Raw genomic sequence first — 16003 nt, forward strand, 5'->3', positions numbered from 1 at the left:
ACCCTGTGAGTTCAGAATCGCTCAGTGAAGTACACGGTAGTGTTCCAACCCATAATAAAAAAGGCTGGAGAAAAATATTAGCGTTTTTAGGTCCTGCTTACTTAGTAAGTGTGGGATATATGGACCCAGGAAACTGGGCCACAGATCTTGCCGGTGGATCAGAGTTTGGGTACAAGCTCCTTTGGGTGCTTTTGATGTCCAATTTAATGGCTTTGTTGCTTCAGTCACTTAGCGCTAGACTTGGCGTGGTATGTAAGCTAGACTTGGCCCAAGCATCCAAGCAAGCTTATCCAAAATGGGCAAATATCCCGCTCTATATATTAGCTGAGATTGCAATTGCTGCCTGTGATTTGGCAGAGATCGTGGGAATGGCGATTGGTCTTAACTTATTGTTTGACTTGCCACTTATTTGGGGTGTTGCGATTACTGCTTTGGACACCTTACTCCTTCTATTCCTATTAAACAAAGGAATGCGTACCATGGAGCTATTTATCATTTCCTTGGTATCCATCATCGGCTTTTCATTTGTGGTGGAGATGTTTATTGTAGGGCCCGTTTACGGTGAAGTGGTCAAAGGAATGGTACCCTCGTCGCTAAGCGGGAATGCACTTTATATTGCTATTGGTATTATCGGAGCGACAGTTATGCCCCATAACTTATACCTCCACTCCTCCCTTGTGCAGACTAGAAAAATCGATCCCTCTACTAAAAGCATAAAAAATGCCCTGAAGTTTAATTTCATCGATTCTGCTATTGCGCTCAACCTTGCTTTTTTGGTGAATGCCGCCATCTTAATCTTAGCTGCTGCAGCATTCCATGTCAATGGGTTTTATGATGTGGCAGAAATTCAGGATGCCTCCAAACTTCTGGAAAACTTATTCGGGAAAATCGCTCCAACCTTCTTTGCGATAGCTTTGATCGCAGCAGGACAAAGCTCCACGATCACAGGAACGCTGGCAGGACAGATTGTAATGGAAGGTCACCTAAAACTAAGGATTCAACCTTGGGTGAGAAGGATGATCACAAGGCTTATTGCTATTATTCCAGCCATTATTACCATTCTATATTTTGGAGAAGAAGCTCTTGGAAGGTTGTTGGTATTGAGTCAAGTGGTACTGAGTTTACAATTAGGTTTTGCCGTAATCCCGTTGATTCATTTCAATTCGGATCGGAAATTAATGAAGGAGCACACCATCAAATTATGGGTAAAAATCCTCGCATGGGTTTGTGCTGGAATCATTGTTTTCTTGAACATCCAATTGGTTATAAATGAACTTCAAGGGTGGCTAGTAACTGCAGGAGACAATGCTATTTACCTTTACACCATTGTTATCCCACTGATATTGGCCTGTTTTGCCTTATTGGTTTACATCTTTATTCACCCATTCATTAAACCAGGAGAATTAAAGAAACGCTTGGTTCCCCATGCCAAAGGAGTAGATTTCATAGAAGGGCAACCTATTAGTTACCAACACATTGCTATTGCAGTAGACTTTTCGGATAATACGCAGGCGATCATCCAAAATGCTATAAAACTAGGAGGAAAGTCTGCCAATTATTTATTCGTTCATGTGGTAGAAAGTGCTGCTGCCAGATATCTAGGAAAAAACACTTTAGATCATGAGACGCAACAAGATGTGAACAGCTTAATTCAATATCAGGATAAGTTAATTTCTCTCGGATACAATGCTAGCCATGAATTAGGCTTTGGAGTAGCTGCAACTGAAATAGCAAAAATCGTCAATGATCAAAAAGTAGATTTAGTGATCATGGGAGCTCATGGCCACTCGGGCATCAAAGACCTGCTATTTGGAACTACGGTCAATAAATTGAGGCATAAAATCGATACGCCTATTCTGATCGTTCAATAGATAAATCAAATGTCTTGCTATGCTTCTTTAGGTACTAGCGGCTCACTAGCCTTAAGGTCAGATTTTGCTAATAAACCTTTGGTCCCAGCGCCCATCCCCATGATTGTACGCATGGCATCCTGAGTGGAGACATCCAAAAGTGTTACATCTTTCCTTTTGACATGATAAATATTCCCATTGGTGGGATTTGGAGCAGTGGGAACAAAAACGGTCACATAATCATCATTTACCTGATCGGTAATAAAGCCAGTCATTTTTGTACCGGTATTAAAGGGATCAATCAAAACAACCTCAGAAAAAGGTAATTTTTTCACTCCAATGAACTGGTACACTGTCTGGTGAATCAGACTATACAATGGGATTTTTGACAAGTATTTTCTCTCAAAACCCTTGAAATAGACTTTCCCTACTTTATTGCGTACAAGTACTCCTATCCCGAAAACAAATACGCAGAATATCCCTAATGATAGCACATTAATAAACCAATGCGGCTCTCCTCCACCCCCGTCGATTAATGCGCTAAGTGGGGCCACTATTTTAAAAATGAAATTAAATACGACCGATAGAAGTATTAGGATAATTGTTAACGGAAGCAAAATCAAAAACCCTTGGATCATGGTATCCTGAAGAAATCCTCTTTTATTATTTGGCTCGGTTGATACTATTTCATTTGTTTCAGGAAGCATGGTCTTAGGGTCAGAATGTTAATAATCAAGGAATTGAATTTAGATCCTTGTCATTTTACTAATCTTCAAAACTATACCAAACCCAAAATCACACTCAGCCAGCGTAAAAAGTGCAATACTAAAAAATGGATTTATTGATTTGGGGAGTAAATTCCTCAAAAACGAGAACTTTCTTTCCTTTAAATAAAAAAGACCGTCCATAAGGACGGTCCCGATCTAGGTGATTGATCTACTTTCTTTATTATTCAAATTTGCGTTCAAAGTACAACTTCCCCGCACTATTCGAGCTACTAGAAACAGGCTCTAATACCAACCTGTTTTCATCTAATTCTACAATTTTGGCTTCTCTCACTTGGTCAGCATCATAAATTTTGAGAATATGATCTTCTCCTAATTCAACTTTAGCCTTCCTTAGGATTATCTCACTTTTCACGAAATCGGTATAAGCTAAAGTATCCCCTGGGAGAAATTTATAAACAGTGTTTTCAAGTCTGAATTTTATCTTCGCTTCCATATCTTCTCTGAAAGCAGCACTTGAACCAAGATATTGTGCAGATGACTTCAACTTTTTGATACCATCAAAATCAACTAATTGCCAACTCCCTATCAGCTCTTCATATTGAGCCTGATTCCAGCTCATTGCAAGCGTCAAAAAAAGAGAATAGATTAACGAAAACTTCATATTCAATGAAAGGCAATTTCTTTGCCAAAAATCACATTGCCTTCGATATTCATTTTCGAGGATAAAATTCCGGAAATAAAATACGGTTCTGGATCTAGCTTACTGCTTTGCTAGCCAAGAATGGCAACCATTCAGCAGCTTGTCTTTCTGCATATTCTGCTAAAAAATAGGATAAAGTAGGCCTAAATGGCTCATTTCTTAAAGTTAAACCAGCTTGTTCAGGAGACTTATCGCCTTTATTGACATTGCACCTATGGCAGGCAGTGACAAGGTTCATCCAATTCGTTTTACCTCCTTTGGACCTGGGAACTACATGATCCACTGTGAGATGCTTTTTGCTTCCACAATATTGGCATTCTCCATTATCTCTTTTGAATAAATTAGAACGATTAAGTAGCACCCCACGGTAAGGTATATTTTTATAGTCAACGAGACGAATGACAGCCGGGTATTCAAAATTTCGACTTACCGTCCTGATTTTTAAAAGCTCATAAGTAGTCAGGCAACTAGCTTTTTCTAAAAGTAATAAGACGATTGCTTTTTGCACAGGGACTACTGCCACCGGAGAATGATCCAAATTCAAAACCAATACTCTTTTTTCCATGCTAACTTAAAATTGACCTGCCTTCCACCTCAAAGCGGCTTCCAGCATTAGTTTTTTGAATTGATTCCCATTCGTCAATATCGGAGATTTTCATTTTTTCATCCATCCACATGACTTCTTCCGCACCCAAATACATTGACATATGAGTAATTTTACTCTCTAAATCCTTGAAAATAAGCAAATCTCCCGGGATAATGTTTGAGGAAGGGATCATTTTTCCTGGAAGTCGTTGATCTTTCCACCCATATCCCGCTGTTGAATAAATTAATGCAAAGCCCAATTTCTCATCCAAACCAAAAATGCTTCTACCTCCAGACTGGAAAGGAGCATTGAGATATTTTAGCGCTATATCGATCAATTCCTCCCTACTAGATTTGATGGCATGGCTTCTAACAGACCCAGTAAACCCGATATGATCTTGCCAGTTGAACAATTCCAAATCTGAAAAATGCAGTCTACTTCCGGGAAGTAAATAAAGATTTGTGCCCAGATATTCTATCACCGCTACTGGGCTGGTGACAACTTGGAAATCTTGATTTAGAAATTCTTGATACTCGTCTGAATTGATGTTTTTGAGAGATTTGGATGTAATCCAGCCTTCCAATTCGGTGTCTTCATGAAAAATTTTATACCAATTCTGGGTCGAGGTGATCTTCCGCACTTGGTAGCACTCCCCAAAAAGTAATTGGGAGACTAATGCAGAATCGAAACTAGGTTCTTTGTAGAGCGGTAAAATAGACTGGCGGCATATCCCATAAACATCAGTCAAGGGCCATTCGCTGGAGTTCTCTTTTCGCATCTTTTTCTTTCAGGTCGTGTCGTTTATCATGAAGCTTTTTGCCTCGACCTAGAGCAATTTCCATCTTTGCTAATCCTCGGTCATTGATAAATATACGAACTGGAATGATAGACAGACCTTTTTCCTGCGACTTAGTTTCCAATTTTTCTAGTTCTTTCTTGCTCAGCAGAAGCTTTCTATCTCTGATAGCTGCATGATTGTAGTTAGCAGCCATGGAATAAGGCGCAATGTGCATTTGTCTCACATATAATTCGCCTCTCAAAAAAACACAAAAGGCTTCTGTCAAGGAAATTTTACTTTCTCGAATAGACTTGATTTCAGTTCCTTTCAAAACCATCCCACAGGTATAAGTATCGATGAATTCAAATTGAAAACTCGCTTTCTTATTTTTGATATTGATGATTTTTTCAAACTTTTTTGACTTCGCCATTTTTAGAATTTCATTTTTGCCAAAGGAGTCACTTCATAGGATGAAAAGTCCTTTGCCAAATACTTGTAGTACGCGGCCATGGCAATCATGGCTGCATTGTCTGTACAATATTCAAACTTAGGAATATATACATTCCATTGATGCTTTTCAGCTAATACCTGTAAACTATTCCTTAATCCTGAATTTGCAGATACTCCCCCAGCGATAGCAATTTCTCGAATTCCATATTGCTTCACAGCTTGTTTGAGTTTTATCTGCAGCATCTCGATCAGGGTATATTGTATACTCGCACAAAGATCATTCAAATTCTCCTCTATGAACTTGGGATTTTCTTCCAATTGATCTCTCAGGAAATACAATACTGCAGTTTTGATACCACTAAAAGAATAATTTAAACCGGGCATTCTTGTTACTGGAAATTTAAAAGCTTTAGGATCCCCTTCTTTTGCATATTTATCGATTAAGGGGCCTCCTGGGTAAGGTAAGCCCAATAATTTCGCAGTTTTATCAAATGCTTCTCCTACGGCATCATCTTGCGTTTCTCCTATCACCTCCATTTGAAGAAAATCTCTAACAAGCACTAACTGGGTGTGCCCACCACTTACTGTCAGGCAAATGAATGGAAAAGAAGGCTTTGGGTCTTCAATAAAATGGGCCAAAATATGCGCTTGCATATGGTTCACCTCTATTAAAGGAATGTTTTTTCCAAATGCCAGGGCTTTGGCAAAACTAACCCCCACCAAAAGGGAACCCATCAGACCCGGACCTCTGGTAAATGCAACCGCCGAAAGCTGATCTAAATTGATCCCTGCAGAAGAAACAGCCTCCTGAACGACTGGGATAAGGTTTTCCTGATGAGCCCGAGAAGCTAATTCCGGAACCACGCCCCCATATTTTTCGTGGACTGATTGTGTGGCGACAATATTATTAAGTACTTTGCCATCTTGGATGATAGAGGCAGAAGTCTCGTCGCACGAGGATTCAATTGCTAGAATAAAGTTATCGTTGGTACCCATTGGAAAAGAACGCGAAAGTTACGGATTTTTTGCACAAAGCGTTTCGTATTATCCTATGGATAGTTATATCCCTCTTATTTCTACTCATTTTCATTGCACTTTGTCTTCAGGTGACTGCTGTCCAAAATTGGGCTGTAGACCAGGTTACCACCTATATCAATAAGCGAAGTGACTTCACGACTGATATAGGCAAGATCACTCTAACTTGGTGGGATGCTGTAAAACTACAGGATGTCACGATTCGGGACCACAAAGACAGCTTAATGATTGGTGCCAAGCAAATTGAGGTAGACTTTGAACTTCCCTCATTAATCGGCTCTATCAATCCCAAATTGGAAGAAGTCCGTCTGGGCAACCCAAATCTCCACCTGATCAATCATGCAGGTGACAGCATTCTGAACATTAATTTGTGGGTAATACAATTGGGAGAAATATTTGGTTCCGGAAATAGCTCAAGTTCTACCGCAAAGTTTGGAATCGATCAGGTTAAAATTCGGGAAGGTACCGTCTACATAGAAAATTTAAATTACGAGCTATTTGAAACTGGTTTTGATTACAATCATCTCAAGTTTGAAAACGTATTCTGTAATGCTGAGGATTTCTATGTTCAGGGAGCAGAAATAGGCGTCAACATCAGAATGATTACAGGGAATGAAGGCTCCTCCAATCTCGAAATTCAGGAATTGATCACAGATTTTAAGTACTCTCCAGAATTCATGGAGTTTGCTGATTTGAGCTTAAGATCTGAAAAAACACATATCAAAAATTACCTTCGTTTTGATTTCCTTTCAGATACAGCTTTGGCAAATTTTGTCACAGATGTAGAGCTTTTGGCAAAAATGGATGAGTCCAAAATCAACTTGGAGGATCTTAGAAAATTTGCCCCAAACCTCCCTCCGATTGAAGATGAAATTTATCTCAGCGGGGAAGTCTCTGGAACCATCTCTGATATGAAGTCAGATGAGTTCCTGATCCGATTGGGACAGAAAACAGCACTTTTTGGAGCTTTTCAACTTGATGGTCTACCCAACATCGATGACACCTATATCAATCTCTCTTTGCAGAATTCAACAGTTTTGGCCAGAGATTTAGGCCCTTATTTAAATCCGGAAATTGAAAAGGAGATTTTTAAATTTAATACGATTCGATTTGATGGTGATTTTGCGGGTTACCTAAGAAGATTTAATACCTCCGGAGATTTCAAAACCAGCATAGGTGATATCAAGGGTAGAATCAACTTTGATTTGGTAGACGGCAAACCATCCGTCGTTTCCAGAGTAACGATCAACGAATTAGACCTTGGGATCTTGGCAGAAGACAGAGCGCTCTTTCAAAAGGTCAGTTTGGATGGAAATGTAACCTTACAAGGAGATTCCAGAGAAAATATACTGATCGGATTAGATGCAGACATTAGTAAAATAGGGTTAAACAATTATAATTTCTCCCAAATTTCAACCGATGCCACCTATGGGTTAAACCTATTTAAAGGGAATCTGGAAATAGCCGATCCAAATCTTAAAATGCAGGCTACTGGACTACTTAATTTAAATCAATCAGTGGACTCTGTTAGAATGCAGGTAAATCTTGACACTGCGTTTTTACAGACAATCAACCTAACGGATAAGCTCAACTACCTCAGTGGACACCTGAACATTGACACCAAAGGGGTAAAAATAGATGACATTCAGGGGATCGCTAGGTTTACCGATATGGAAGTTGGTTTTGAAGATCGTTTCCTAGAATTAGGAGACTTCAACTTCCAATCACTTTTTGCCGGAGGGACCAGAACCATGTCTATCAACTCAGATTATCTCGTAGCAGCAGCTTCTGGGCAATTTAATTTGGAGCGGATTTCTAAAGATCTGGATGTTCTTCTGGATCAATACATAGCCATTATCCTGAATGAACCTCAGCCAGTGGCTGATTTGGAAAGTATCTTTTCTGAAACCTACAATCTGGATTTGAACATTCGGATGTTTGACGTCAACCCAATTGTTCAGCTTTTCGAACCCGACTTATCCATTTCCAAAAACACGATTTTGGAAGGAGCATTTTACCAAACGCCCGAGAACACTGTATTTAATTTTTTCACGAGCATTGATACGCTTTCTTACAAGAATAAAACTGCTTATGCTACCAATATTGACTTTAACACCTCTAAAATCATTAACTCAGAGGATATTTTAGCATCCTTTTACATCTATTCAAAAGCCCAGGAATTGGGTAAAAAAATAGAGTTTTCAAACCTTGGTCTGGAAGCCATCTGGGATCAAAATAAAGTTGCCTTGGACTTCACTTTAGATCAAGACTCCACCCAAAGTTCAGCTCGGATCAATGCAAATGCTCAATTTTCTGCGCAAAACACCAAGATCTCTTTCGACCCATCCTCCCTCGTTGTTTTGGATCGGGAGTGGAAATTTGCCAATGAAAACCTCATTACCATCATACCGGGAAATATCAGTTTTTCCAATGTTAAAATCCAGCATGAAAACCAGTTCATTGCGCTGGATGGTTCAATCTCAGATGACCCATTGGAACAACTTCAGCTTTCTCTCAATCAAGTCAACGTAGATCTTTTAAACACTTTGGTTCCTCAGGAATTTGAGGGGACAGCCAATGGAGTTCTGGCAGTTGAGGATGTTTTTGAAAAACCATTGTTACAAGGTGATATTGGCATTGACAGCCTAAAAATCAATAGTTTTCTCATAGGAAATCTACGTGGCGTAGCTGACCTTAATAGCGATCGACTCGCAGTTAATCTTACCAATACACGAGGTGATAAAAAAACCATCGACATGGAAGGTGAGATTGGTTTGGAATACCAGGACATCAATATTGATGCAAACCTCAGCGAAACCAACTTATTGATTCTGGAGCCTTTCCTTTCCAATTACTTATCCCAAATGGGAGGTACTGTAAGTGGGGACTTCCAGATTCGTGGGACCACAGCAAATCCTGAGGTTCTGGGAACAGGCGTGGTCAGAGGAGGAGAGCTTAGAGTAAACTTCCTCAATACTTCCTACCTCTTGGATGGAAACATAGGATTCAAGCCAAAACAGATCAGTTTTAGAGACCTGATCTTGAAAGACGTTAATGGAAACAGAGCCTATTTGACTGGTGGAATAGACCATTCCGGATTCAAGGATTTTTACCTGAACATCAAATCCAATCTCACCAATTTCCAAGTACTCAACACAACTGCAAAAGACAACCAAACTTTTTATGGAAGCGCATTTGTAAGTGGAACTTTAGATATTTTGGGGAGCACCACGAACTTGGATATTAATGCTCGAGCTACCAGCCAGCCCAATACACGGATTTTCATTCCACTGGCAGATGATTCGCGAGTTGCTCAAGAGGAATTCATCCACATTATCAACATCCAGGATACGGTAAGGGTACGCGAAGTAACGGAGGAAATCAATCGTTTGGACATTGAAAATATCAGGATGAATTTCATCCTGGATATCACACCGGATGCTTTGGCAGAAATCATCATTGACCCTAGAACTGAAGAAGGAATTACTGGTAGAGGTCGAGGTGTTTTAAATATGAACATCGATACACAGGGGAATTTCTCACTGACTGGAAACTATGAGATCACAGAAGGGAAATACAATTTCTCTCTCTATAACATTGTCAAAAAACAATTTAACATTAGGCCCGGCGGTAGAATTACCTGGTATGGCGACCCCTATGAAGGGGTGATGGATTTGACTGCTGAATACGTAGAAAACGTATCTATTCAGCCTCTCCTAAATGCTACAACCACCACCGATCCTGACAATACCCAATCCCGAAGAAGATACCCTGTCAAAGTAATTATGGACTTGGAAGGAGCTCTTCTTTCACCCAACATTGATTTTGGATTTGACTTCAGTCAGTTCCCTTCAAGTGGAGATATTCAAACCACTGTTTCCGCCTTCCAAAACCGCATAGCGAATGACGAACAGGAAAAAAACAGGCAGGTTTTCTCTGTGATCATGTCCAGATCGTTTTCTCCTGAAGGTCAGTTCTCTGGTGTGGCCAATATTTCATCCAGTTTGGGACAGCTTCTTTCATCCCAACTCAATGCCTTCTTGGGCCAAGTGGATAAAAATCTTGAAATCGATGTGGATTTAGCCTCTTTGGATGCCAATACCCTTGAAACTTTCCAGCTTTCTGTAGCCTATACCTTTTTGGATGGGAGGTTGAGAGTTTCTAGAGATGGAGGATTTACCAATAATCAAGGAAATGCAAATGCCGCTTCCATTATTGGGGATTGGCAGGCAGAATACCTGCTGACAGAAGATGGGGTATATCGAATCAGAATTTTCAACAGAAATAACTTCAACGTATTTACCTCACTTTCGCTTTCTAAAAATGTTGCAACCTACGGGGTTTCATTATCCCAAAATGTTTCGTTCAACTCCTTTTCAGAGCTCTTTCAAAAATTGACACGAAAGAAGGATGAAAAGCTTAGGATTAATGATACAGATGATTTCCTTCGGTACAATTATGAGGATGGGGAACGATGGACACCAATCAATCTAGACAATATAGAAAACCGTCTTGACTCCTTAGATCGTATTAGGCAATCTCAACCAAAATCAGATTCTGTTCCTGCCAAACAAGATTCCTTAAACAATTTCCTTCGAATAGAGCTTTTGAAGTAAAGTGATTTTATGAAAAAGTTAAGTGTTTTTTGGTTCCGTAGAGACCTTCGATTGGAGGATAATACAGGCTTATATTATGCCCTGCAACAGGAAACCGATGTATTGCCATTATTTATTTTTGACCGAACTATCCTCGACGATCTGGAAGACAAAACTGATGCTCGTGTCAGTTTTATTCATGATCAAATTCAAAATTTAAAAGAGGAGCTAGAAAAAAAAGGAAGCACCCTTTTAGTGAAGTATGGCACTCCTGAGGAAGTTTATCAGGAGCTTATCAAAAAGTTTGAAATTCAGGCTATTTACACGAATCGTGATTACGAGCCCTATGCCAAAAAGCGCGATCGTGCCATTGAAAAGCTTGCAGAAGAAAAGGGTATCAGCTTTTTAACATTTAAGGACCAGGTGATTTTCGAGCCAGGAGAAATTCTAAATGGGTCAGGAGAATTCTACAAAGTTTTCACTCCTTTCAGCCGCGTTTGGCTTAGCAAATTTGAAGAAACAAACATCGAAGCTCTCTCCTATTTTCACTGGAAAAACCTATATCAGACCAAGCCTGAACCCTTGATCTCTTTAAAAGAAATGGGTTTTGAAAGATCGAGTATTTCTATACCCAGCTCCAATCCCAACGAGGAAATCATCAAGTATTATGATAAAACACGAAACTTTCCGGCTGAAAATGGAACCTCTAGACTTGGAATTCATTTAAGATTTGGAACGATTTCAATCCGTCAGCTTGCTTTGAAAGCAGCATCACTGAATGAGACCTATTTAAATGAATTAATCTGGCGGGAATTCTATATGATGATCCTGGATTATAATCCTCAGGTGGTAGATAAGGCTTTTAAACCTGCCTATGATCAAATCCCATGGAGAAATAATGAGGAGGAATTTAAAGCCTGGTGTGAAGGGAAAACAGGTTATCCTATTGTGGATGCAGGTATGCGTGAATTAAACCAAACAGGATATATGCATAACCGTGTTAGGATGATCGTAGCATCTTTTCTAACTAAACACTTGCTGATTGATTGGCGTTGGGGAGAGGCCTACTTTGCCAAAAAACTATTGGATTTTGACTTGGCAGCAAATAATGGAGGCTGGCAATGGGCTGCAGGAACAGGAACAGATGCACAACCTTATTTTAGAGTCTTTAATCCAAGTTCCCAAACAGAGAAATTTGACAAAGATCTTAAGTATATCAAAAAATGGATCCCGGAATTTGGAACGGAAAAGTATCCAAAACCGATTGTAGATCATAAATTCGCCAGACAAAGAGCACTGGATACATATAAAAAAGCCTTAGATCGATGAATATAGGAGATAGAGTAAGATTATTGAGAGGAACTGAAGAGGGAGTTATCCGAAAAATTTCCTCCAGCGGAAGAATAGAAATTGAAATTGAAGATGGTTTTATGATTCCAGCCCTAAAAAATGAAGTGGTTGTCATTCATGAAACAGAAAAGAAATATTTTGGAGAACAGGAATCTAACACCCCTGAACCGGAAATACCACAAACGATCTCAGCCCCAAAAGATCAAGGTTTGTACTTGGCTTTTGTTCCAATTAACGATCAGAGTCTGAGTCTCTATTTGATTAACGATAGCAAAAAGTCCTATTTAGCACATGTTTCGGAAGTTTTTGGTGACAATCATCGAACCCTGATGGCAGGAACCCTGCGGGCTGGAGAAACCCAAAAATTTGACGATCGGTTGCTGAAGGAAATGGACGAATGGCCTTCTTTTCTACTTCGGTTCATTCCCATTCAAGACCGACTTGAGAAAGCCCTACCGGCTTTTGAGAGGCAATTAAAGATGAAAGCAACTCAGTTTTTTAAGCACTTGAGCAAAGCCCCACTTTTAGGAAAAACCGCTTATTTATTCCATCTAGAGCAAACGACGAAAGAGCTTGACATCAAAGCTTTGAACCAGGAGCTTGAAAGTATTCAAGGAAAATCTGAACCACATTCGGCAAAAAAACCACCTAGATCGATTGACTTGCATATAGAAAAGTTGACTACCACTCCCTTAGGGATGAGCAATTCAGCCATGTTAAAGCTTCAAATGGAGGTTTTTGAAAAGAACCTGGATCAGGCTATAGCAAGTGGAATGGATGAGATTACTTTTATCCATGGAATAGGAAATGGAGTTTTACGAAAAGAAATTCACCGTCATTTGAGTCAATTAGGAAATATTAAGTACTTTCAAGATACACAGAAAGACCAGTGGGGTTATGGTGCCACCCTGGTGAAAATTTCCTAAATCATGCAGACGAAGGTCTCTCCGGTTTTTCAAGTTTTTGAGCGGCAGCACACCGAAGCCAAAGCGCTTTTCTTGGTGCTGGGTAAGCAAATCAAATCCAAAAAGTGTATTGAGCTTTTGGGCAAGATGGAGTTCCTCGAACTTTACTGCAAAATGCTAGGTAAAATACATTTCGAACAAGAAGGGCTGGAGTTTGATATCTTTTCCTCGTTTAAAAGACTGGAAAAGTACCTGCGTAAAGTTCACCATCTTAAATTGGTGGAACGTAATTTTTTAGAGCAGGAAAGAAAAACAAAGCAGAGCTATAAAAGCTATTGCCAGCATCTTACTAAGCAGAAAAAGAAGCTTTATAATGACACTTTTGATCTTGTAGTGGGTAGTTCTCTCAAGAATTGGGAACACCTGTTTATAGAAGCATTACAAGCAAGCAAGGGGTTAAAGCCTTTAGAAATAAGCTCGGCAATCCATCAGGTCATCAATGAAGAATTGGGCTTTTTGCAACTCGAGATGAAGGCAAACTTGGACAGTAATGCTTTAAAGGAAACTTTTGATGCCTTGAAAACTATCATCATGCTAGAAAACCTCTTGATCCACTTGGGTTTCAATCCAATTTTTGTCGAAAGCATTCATGGAGAGATCAAAGCATTGAAAGACAGTTTAAAGCCATGGTATTCCAACCAGCTTTCTTTACAGTCACTCACTCATTTTGTGGCTGAAAAAGAAGCTCCATCCCAAAAATATCTGGATTGGATAATCGAACTCAAGAGTCAAAAGAAGGTTCTTTTCTCTCAGGCAGAAAAACAAGCTCATCAGCTGTTTAGTAAAATATTGGTTTAACTTTTTCCTGATTGTGCATTTGGCACACATAAAATCAAGGTTCAACAAAACGTAAAAAGGAAGTGCTGCCATTCGCTCGCTAAAGCCTTTGCCTATATTGATTTTAAGTTCGTTTTAGAATTGGTACCTGCTTACCACTTAAGCACTCTCATTTTTAAGAAAATCATAATATATTACTCTGGAATTCAGCTAATCCAATTTTTAGAATGAAAATCATTTCTACTAATATTGCTAAGCCCACAACTTTTCTTTGGAACGGAAAAGAGGAAAGTACTGGGATCTATAAAAAACCAACAGACAAACCGATTTTTTTAACCAAAAATGATGTGCTCAGCGATGAGGTATCCAATAGGCTTAATCATGGGGGGTATTACAAAGCCTGCTATACCTTTTCAGCGGAGCAATACCCCTATTGGAAAAACCTATATCCTAACTTAGATTGGTCTTGGGGCATGTTTGGTGAAAACTTGACACTCGCTGGATTTGATGAGCGGGAAGTTTATCATGGTGCGATTTACAAGTTGGGAGAAACAGTGGTTCAAATTTCACAATACAGAGAACCCTGTTACAAATTTGGGCATAAGTTTGGCACTCAAAAAGTGCTCAAACAATTTATCCAACATGGCTTCGGTGGAACTTACCTTAGCATATTGGAGGAAGGATATGTGGCTCCGGGTGACGAATTTGAACTTATAGATCTGCCTGAGGAAAGACTTACGGTAGCCGAACTATTCCATCTGATTCATGCCAAGGAAAAGAATCAAGAACATTTGAAAATTGCGGCCAAAAGCAAAGCTCTCCCTCCAAAAAAAAGAATTTTATTGACTGCCATGCTTGAGTAGGGATTCACTACTTTTTTGATCAATCAAAATGCTTTTTGCTATCTATATCTCTAGTAAATCAAACTTCAAACCCATTATTTAAAATGAATATTAAAGCCTGGGAGAATTTTTATGAAAACACTCAAAAACTATCTAAACCTGCGAGTGCTTTAGAATTGCTTTCATCTTCCGACAACATGGAAGTTATCCAGCTATTAATTAGTGTTTTACAAGGGTTTATAGTTAAAGAGGACCTACATAACCACCTAAAAATCTACATAAATAAAGAGCTTAGAAACGATCTCATTCAGGAAATGATCGCAAACCCTCCCACTCAAGAAAAAAGCCTTGAATACTGGTCAAAAGAAATTTTTGAAGATCAAAAATTCGGAATGATTCTAATTGGCTTGGAAGAATTTAGCAACTCATTTGCAGAAAAAGCCGCTAAGATAATTCATCCATTATTAAAGGTGGCAGGTTTGCCTTTAAATGGTTTCTCATTTTTATTTTTTATGGGAAACTATGGCTTTACCCCTTTTGGCATCCACAAAGAATCAACTGGAGAAGATGGCTTCCTTTTTCACCTAGGGCCAGGCAAGAAAATCTTTTATACCTGGGATAGTCCGCGTTACAATTCTATTCAGCATCAGAAGGAAACATTTCACAATATTTCTGAAATGCTAAAGGAAAGTCAAAAATATCCATTGAATCCAGGGGATACTATGTTTATCCCTCATTATGTCTATCATGTTGCTGATACACCTGATTTCTCCATGAGTCTAGTTTTGGATTATATCAACCCTCCAATGGACAGGTTTGAAAATGAATTACTGGTTGAGACAGGTGAGGAAAAGCTTATTGAACATAGTGACTATGGCAAACCTATAGGTATGGAAGAGTCCATTTCTTCATTGGCAGATAGGTTAAGTATTGAAACCATCCAAAAAAAGCTTTCGATTCGGTTAGAACGTAAGTTGGCAAGCTTAAAAAGCAATGGTGGCATTAGAAAAAAATCGATCAGGAATTCTAAAACTTTAATTCCCAATGTAGATTTTCTATTTCAAGGAAAATCAATTTTCCCTCTCATTTGGGATCTACACAACCCAGATGAGATATTAATTTTTGCGAGAGGACATAGAATTCCCAAAAAATACAACCCACAAATCATTGAGTTATTGGAAAAATTAAATGATGGTAACCCAATATCTTCCTACGAAGTGATGGAAAAAATGGAGCCTGGATGGGATTTGATAGATTTTTACGGCCTGGTTCAAGAGTTGGCCAGTGTAGAAGCCATCCAAATTCAACCTTCAGAAAAGGTTATTGAAAACATTTAATTCAGATAAA

13 protein-coding genes are annotated in these 16003 nt (G+C 39.1%); 7 read left to right on the forward strand and 6 right to left on the reverse strand.

Features of this window, described 5'->3' with window-relative positions:
* Nucleotides 1-5: 5 nt before the first annotated feature.
* The gene (locus tag ALPR1_RS16620; RefSeq protein WP_008202438.1) at nt 6-1871 is read left to right on the forward strand and encodes an Nramp family divalent metal transporter; all 1866 of its coding nucleotides are present in this window, start codon (nt 6-8) and stop codon (nt 1869-1871) included.
* 17 nt (nt 1872-1888) lie between these two features.
* Here the strand turns inward: ALPR1_RS16620 and ALPR1_RS20435 are convergent, their stop codons facing one another.
* The 6 genes from ALPR1_RS20435 to tsaD form a co-directional block, all read right to left on the reverse strand.
* A complete protein-coding gene (locus ALPR1_RS20435; protein ID WP_008202439.1) occupies nt 1889-2557 on the reverse strand; it encodes a DUF502 domain-containing protein in 669 nt (222 codons plus the stop codon).
* A 241-nt stretch (nt 2558-2798) separates the two neighbouring features.
* Nucleotides 2799-3239, reverse strand: a complete 441-nt coding sequence (locus tag ALPR1_RS16630; protein WP_008202440.1) for a hypothetical protein — start codon at nt 3237-3239, stop codon at nt 2799-2801.
* Between the two features lie 94 nt (nt 3240-3333).
* Nucleotides 3334-3843 carry an HNH endonuclease gene (locus ALPR1_RS16635; protein ID WP_008202441.1) on the reverse strand — a complete coding sequence of 170 codons (510 nt, stop codon included), beginning with the start codon at nt 3841-3843 and terminating at the stop codon, nt 3334-3336.
* A gap of 1 nt (nt 3844) precedes the next feature.
* Entirely contained in the window at nt 3845-4642 is a 798-nt protein-coding gene (locus tag ALPR1_RS16640; protein WP_153231829.1) for an SH3 domain-containing protein, read from the reverse strand.
* Nucleotides 4605-5072, reverse strand: coding sequence for an SsrA-binding protein (gene smpB / locus ALPR1_RS16645; RefSeq protein ID WP_008202445.1), 468 nt, complete (start codon nt 5070-5072; stop codon nt 4605-4607). Before smpB ends, ALPR1_RS16640 begins: the two co-directional genes overlap by 38 nt.
* Before the next feature lie 2 nt (nt 5073-5074).
* Nucleotides 5075-6088, reverse strand: a complete 1014-nt coding sequence (tsaD, locus tag ALPR1_RS16650; RefSeq protein WP_008202447.1) for a tRNA (adenosine(37)-N6)-threonylcarbamoyltransferase complex transferase subunit TsaD — start codon at nt 6086-6088, stop codon at nt 5075-5077.
* A gap of 110 nt (nt 6089-6198) precedes the next feature.
* Between tsaD and ALPR1_RS16655 the strand changes: the two genes are divergently transcribed.
* From ALPR1_RS16655 to ALPR1_RS16680, 6 genes are all read left to right on the forward strand, one after another.
* Nucleotides 6199-10743, forward strand: a complete 4545-nt coding sequence (locus tag ALPR1_RS16655) for a translocation/assembly module TamB domain-containing protein (RefSeq protein ID WP_008202448.1) — start codon at nt 6199-6201, stop codon at nt 10741-10743.
* Between the two features lie 9 nt (nt 10744-10752).
* A complete protein-coding gene (locus ALPR1_RS16660) occupies nt 10753-12051 on the forward strand; it encodes a cryptochrome/photolyase family protein (RefSeq protein ID WP_008202450.1) in 1299 nt (432 codons plus the stop codon).
* Complete coding sequence (locus ALPR1_RS16665) at nt 12048-12998, forward strand: Smr/MutS family protein (protein WP_008202452.1); 951 nt, start codon at nt 12048-12050, stop codon at nt 12996-12998. The genes ALPR1_RS16660 and ALPR1_RS16665 overlap by 4 nt, the downstream gene beginning before the upstream one ends.
* A gap of 3 nt (nt 12999-13001) precedes the next feature.
* The gene (locus tag ALPR1_RS16670; protein WP_008202454.1) at nt 13002-13835 is read left to right on the forward strand and encodes a hypothetical protein; all 834 of its coding nucleotides are present in this window, start codon (nt 13002-13004) and stop codon (nt 13833-13835) included.
* A gap of 206 nt (nt 13836-14041) precedes the next feature.
* Nucleotides 14042-14677 carry an MOSC domain-containing protein gene (locus tag ALPR1_RS16675; RefSeq protein ID WP_008202456.1) on the forward strand — a complete coding sequence of 212 codons (636 nt, stop codon included), beginning with the start codon at nt 14042-14044 and terminating at the stop codon, nt 14675-14677.
* A gap of 83 nt (nt 14678-14760) precedes the next feature.
* Complete coding sequence (locus tag ALPR1_RS16680) at nt 14761-15993, forward strand: hypothetical protein (protein WP_008202457.1); 1233 nt, start codon at nt 14761-14763, stop codon at nt 15991-15993.
* Nucleotides 15994-16003 lie beyond the last annotated feature (10 nt).

Source organism: Algoriphagus machipongonensis (assembly GCF_000166275.1).
Lineage (GTDB): Bacteria > Bacteroidota > Bacteroidia > Cytophagales > Cyclobacteriaceae > Algoriphagus > Algoriphagus machipongonensis.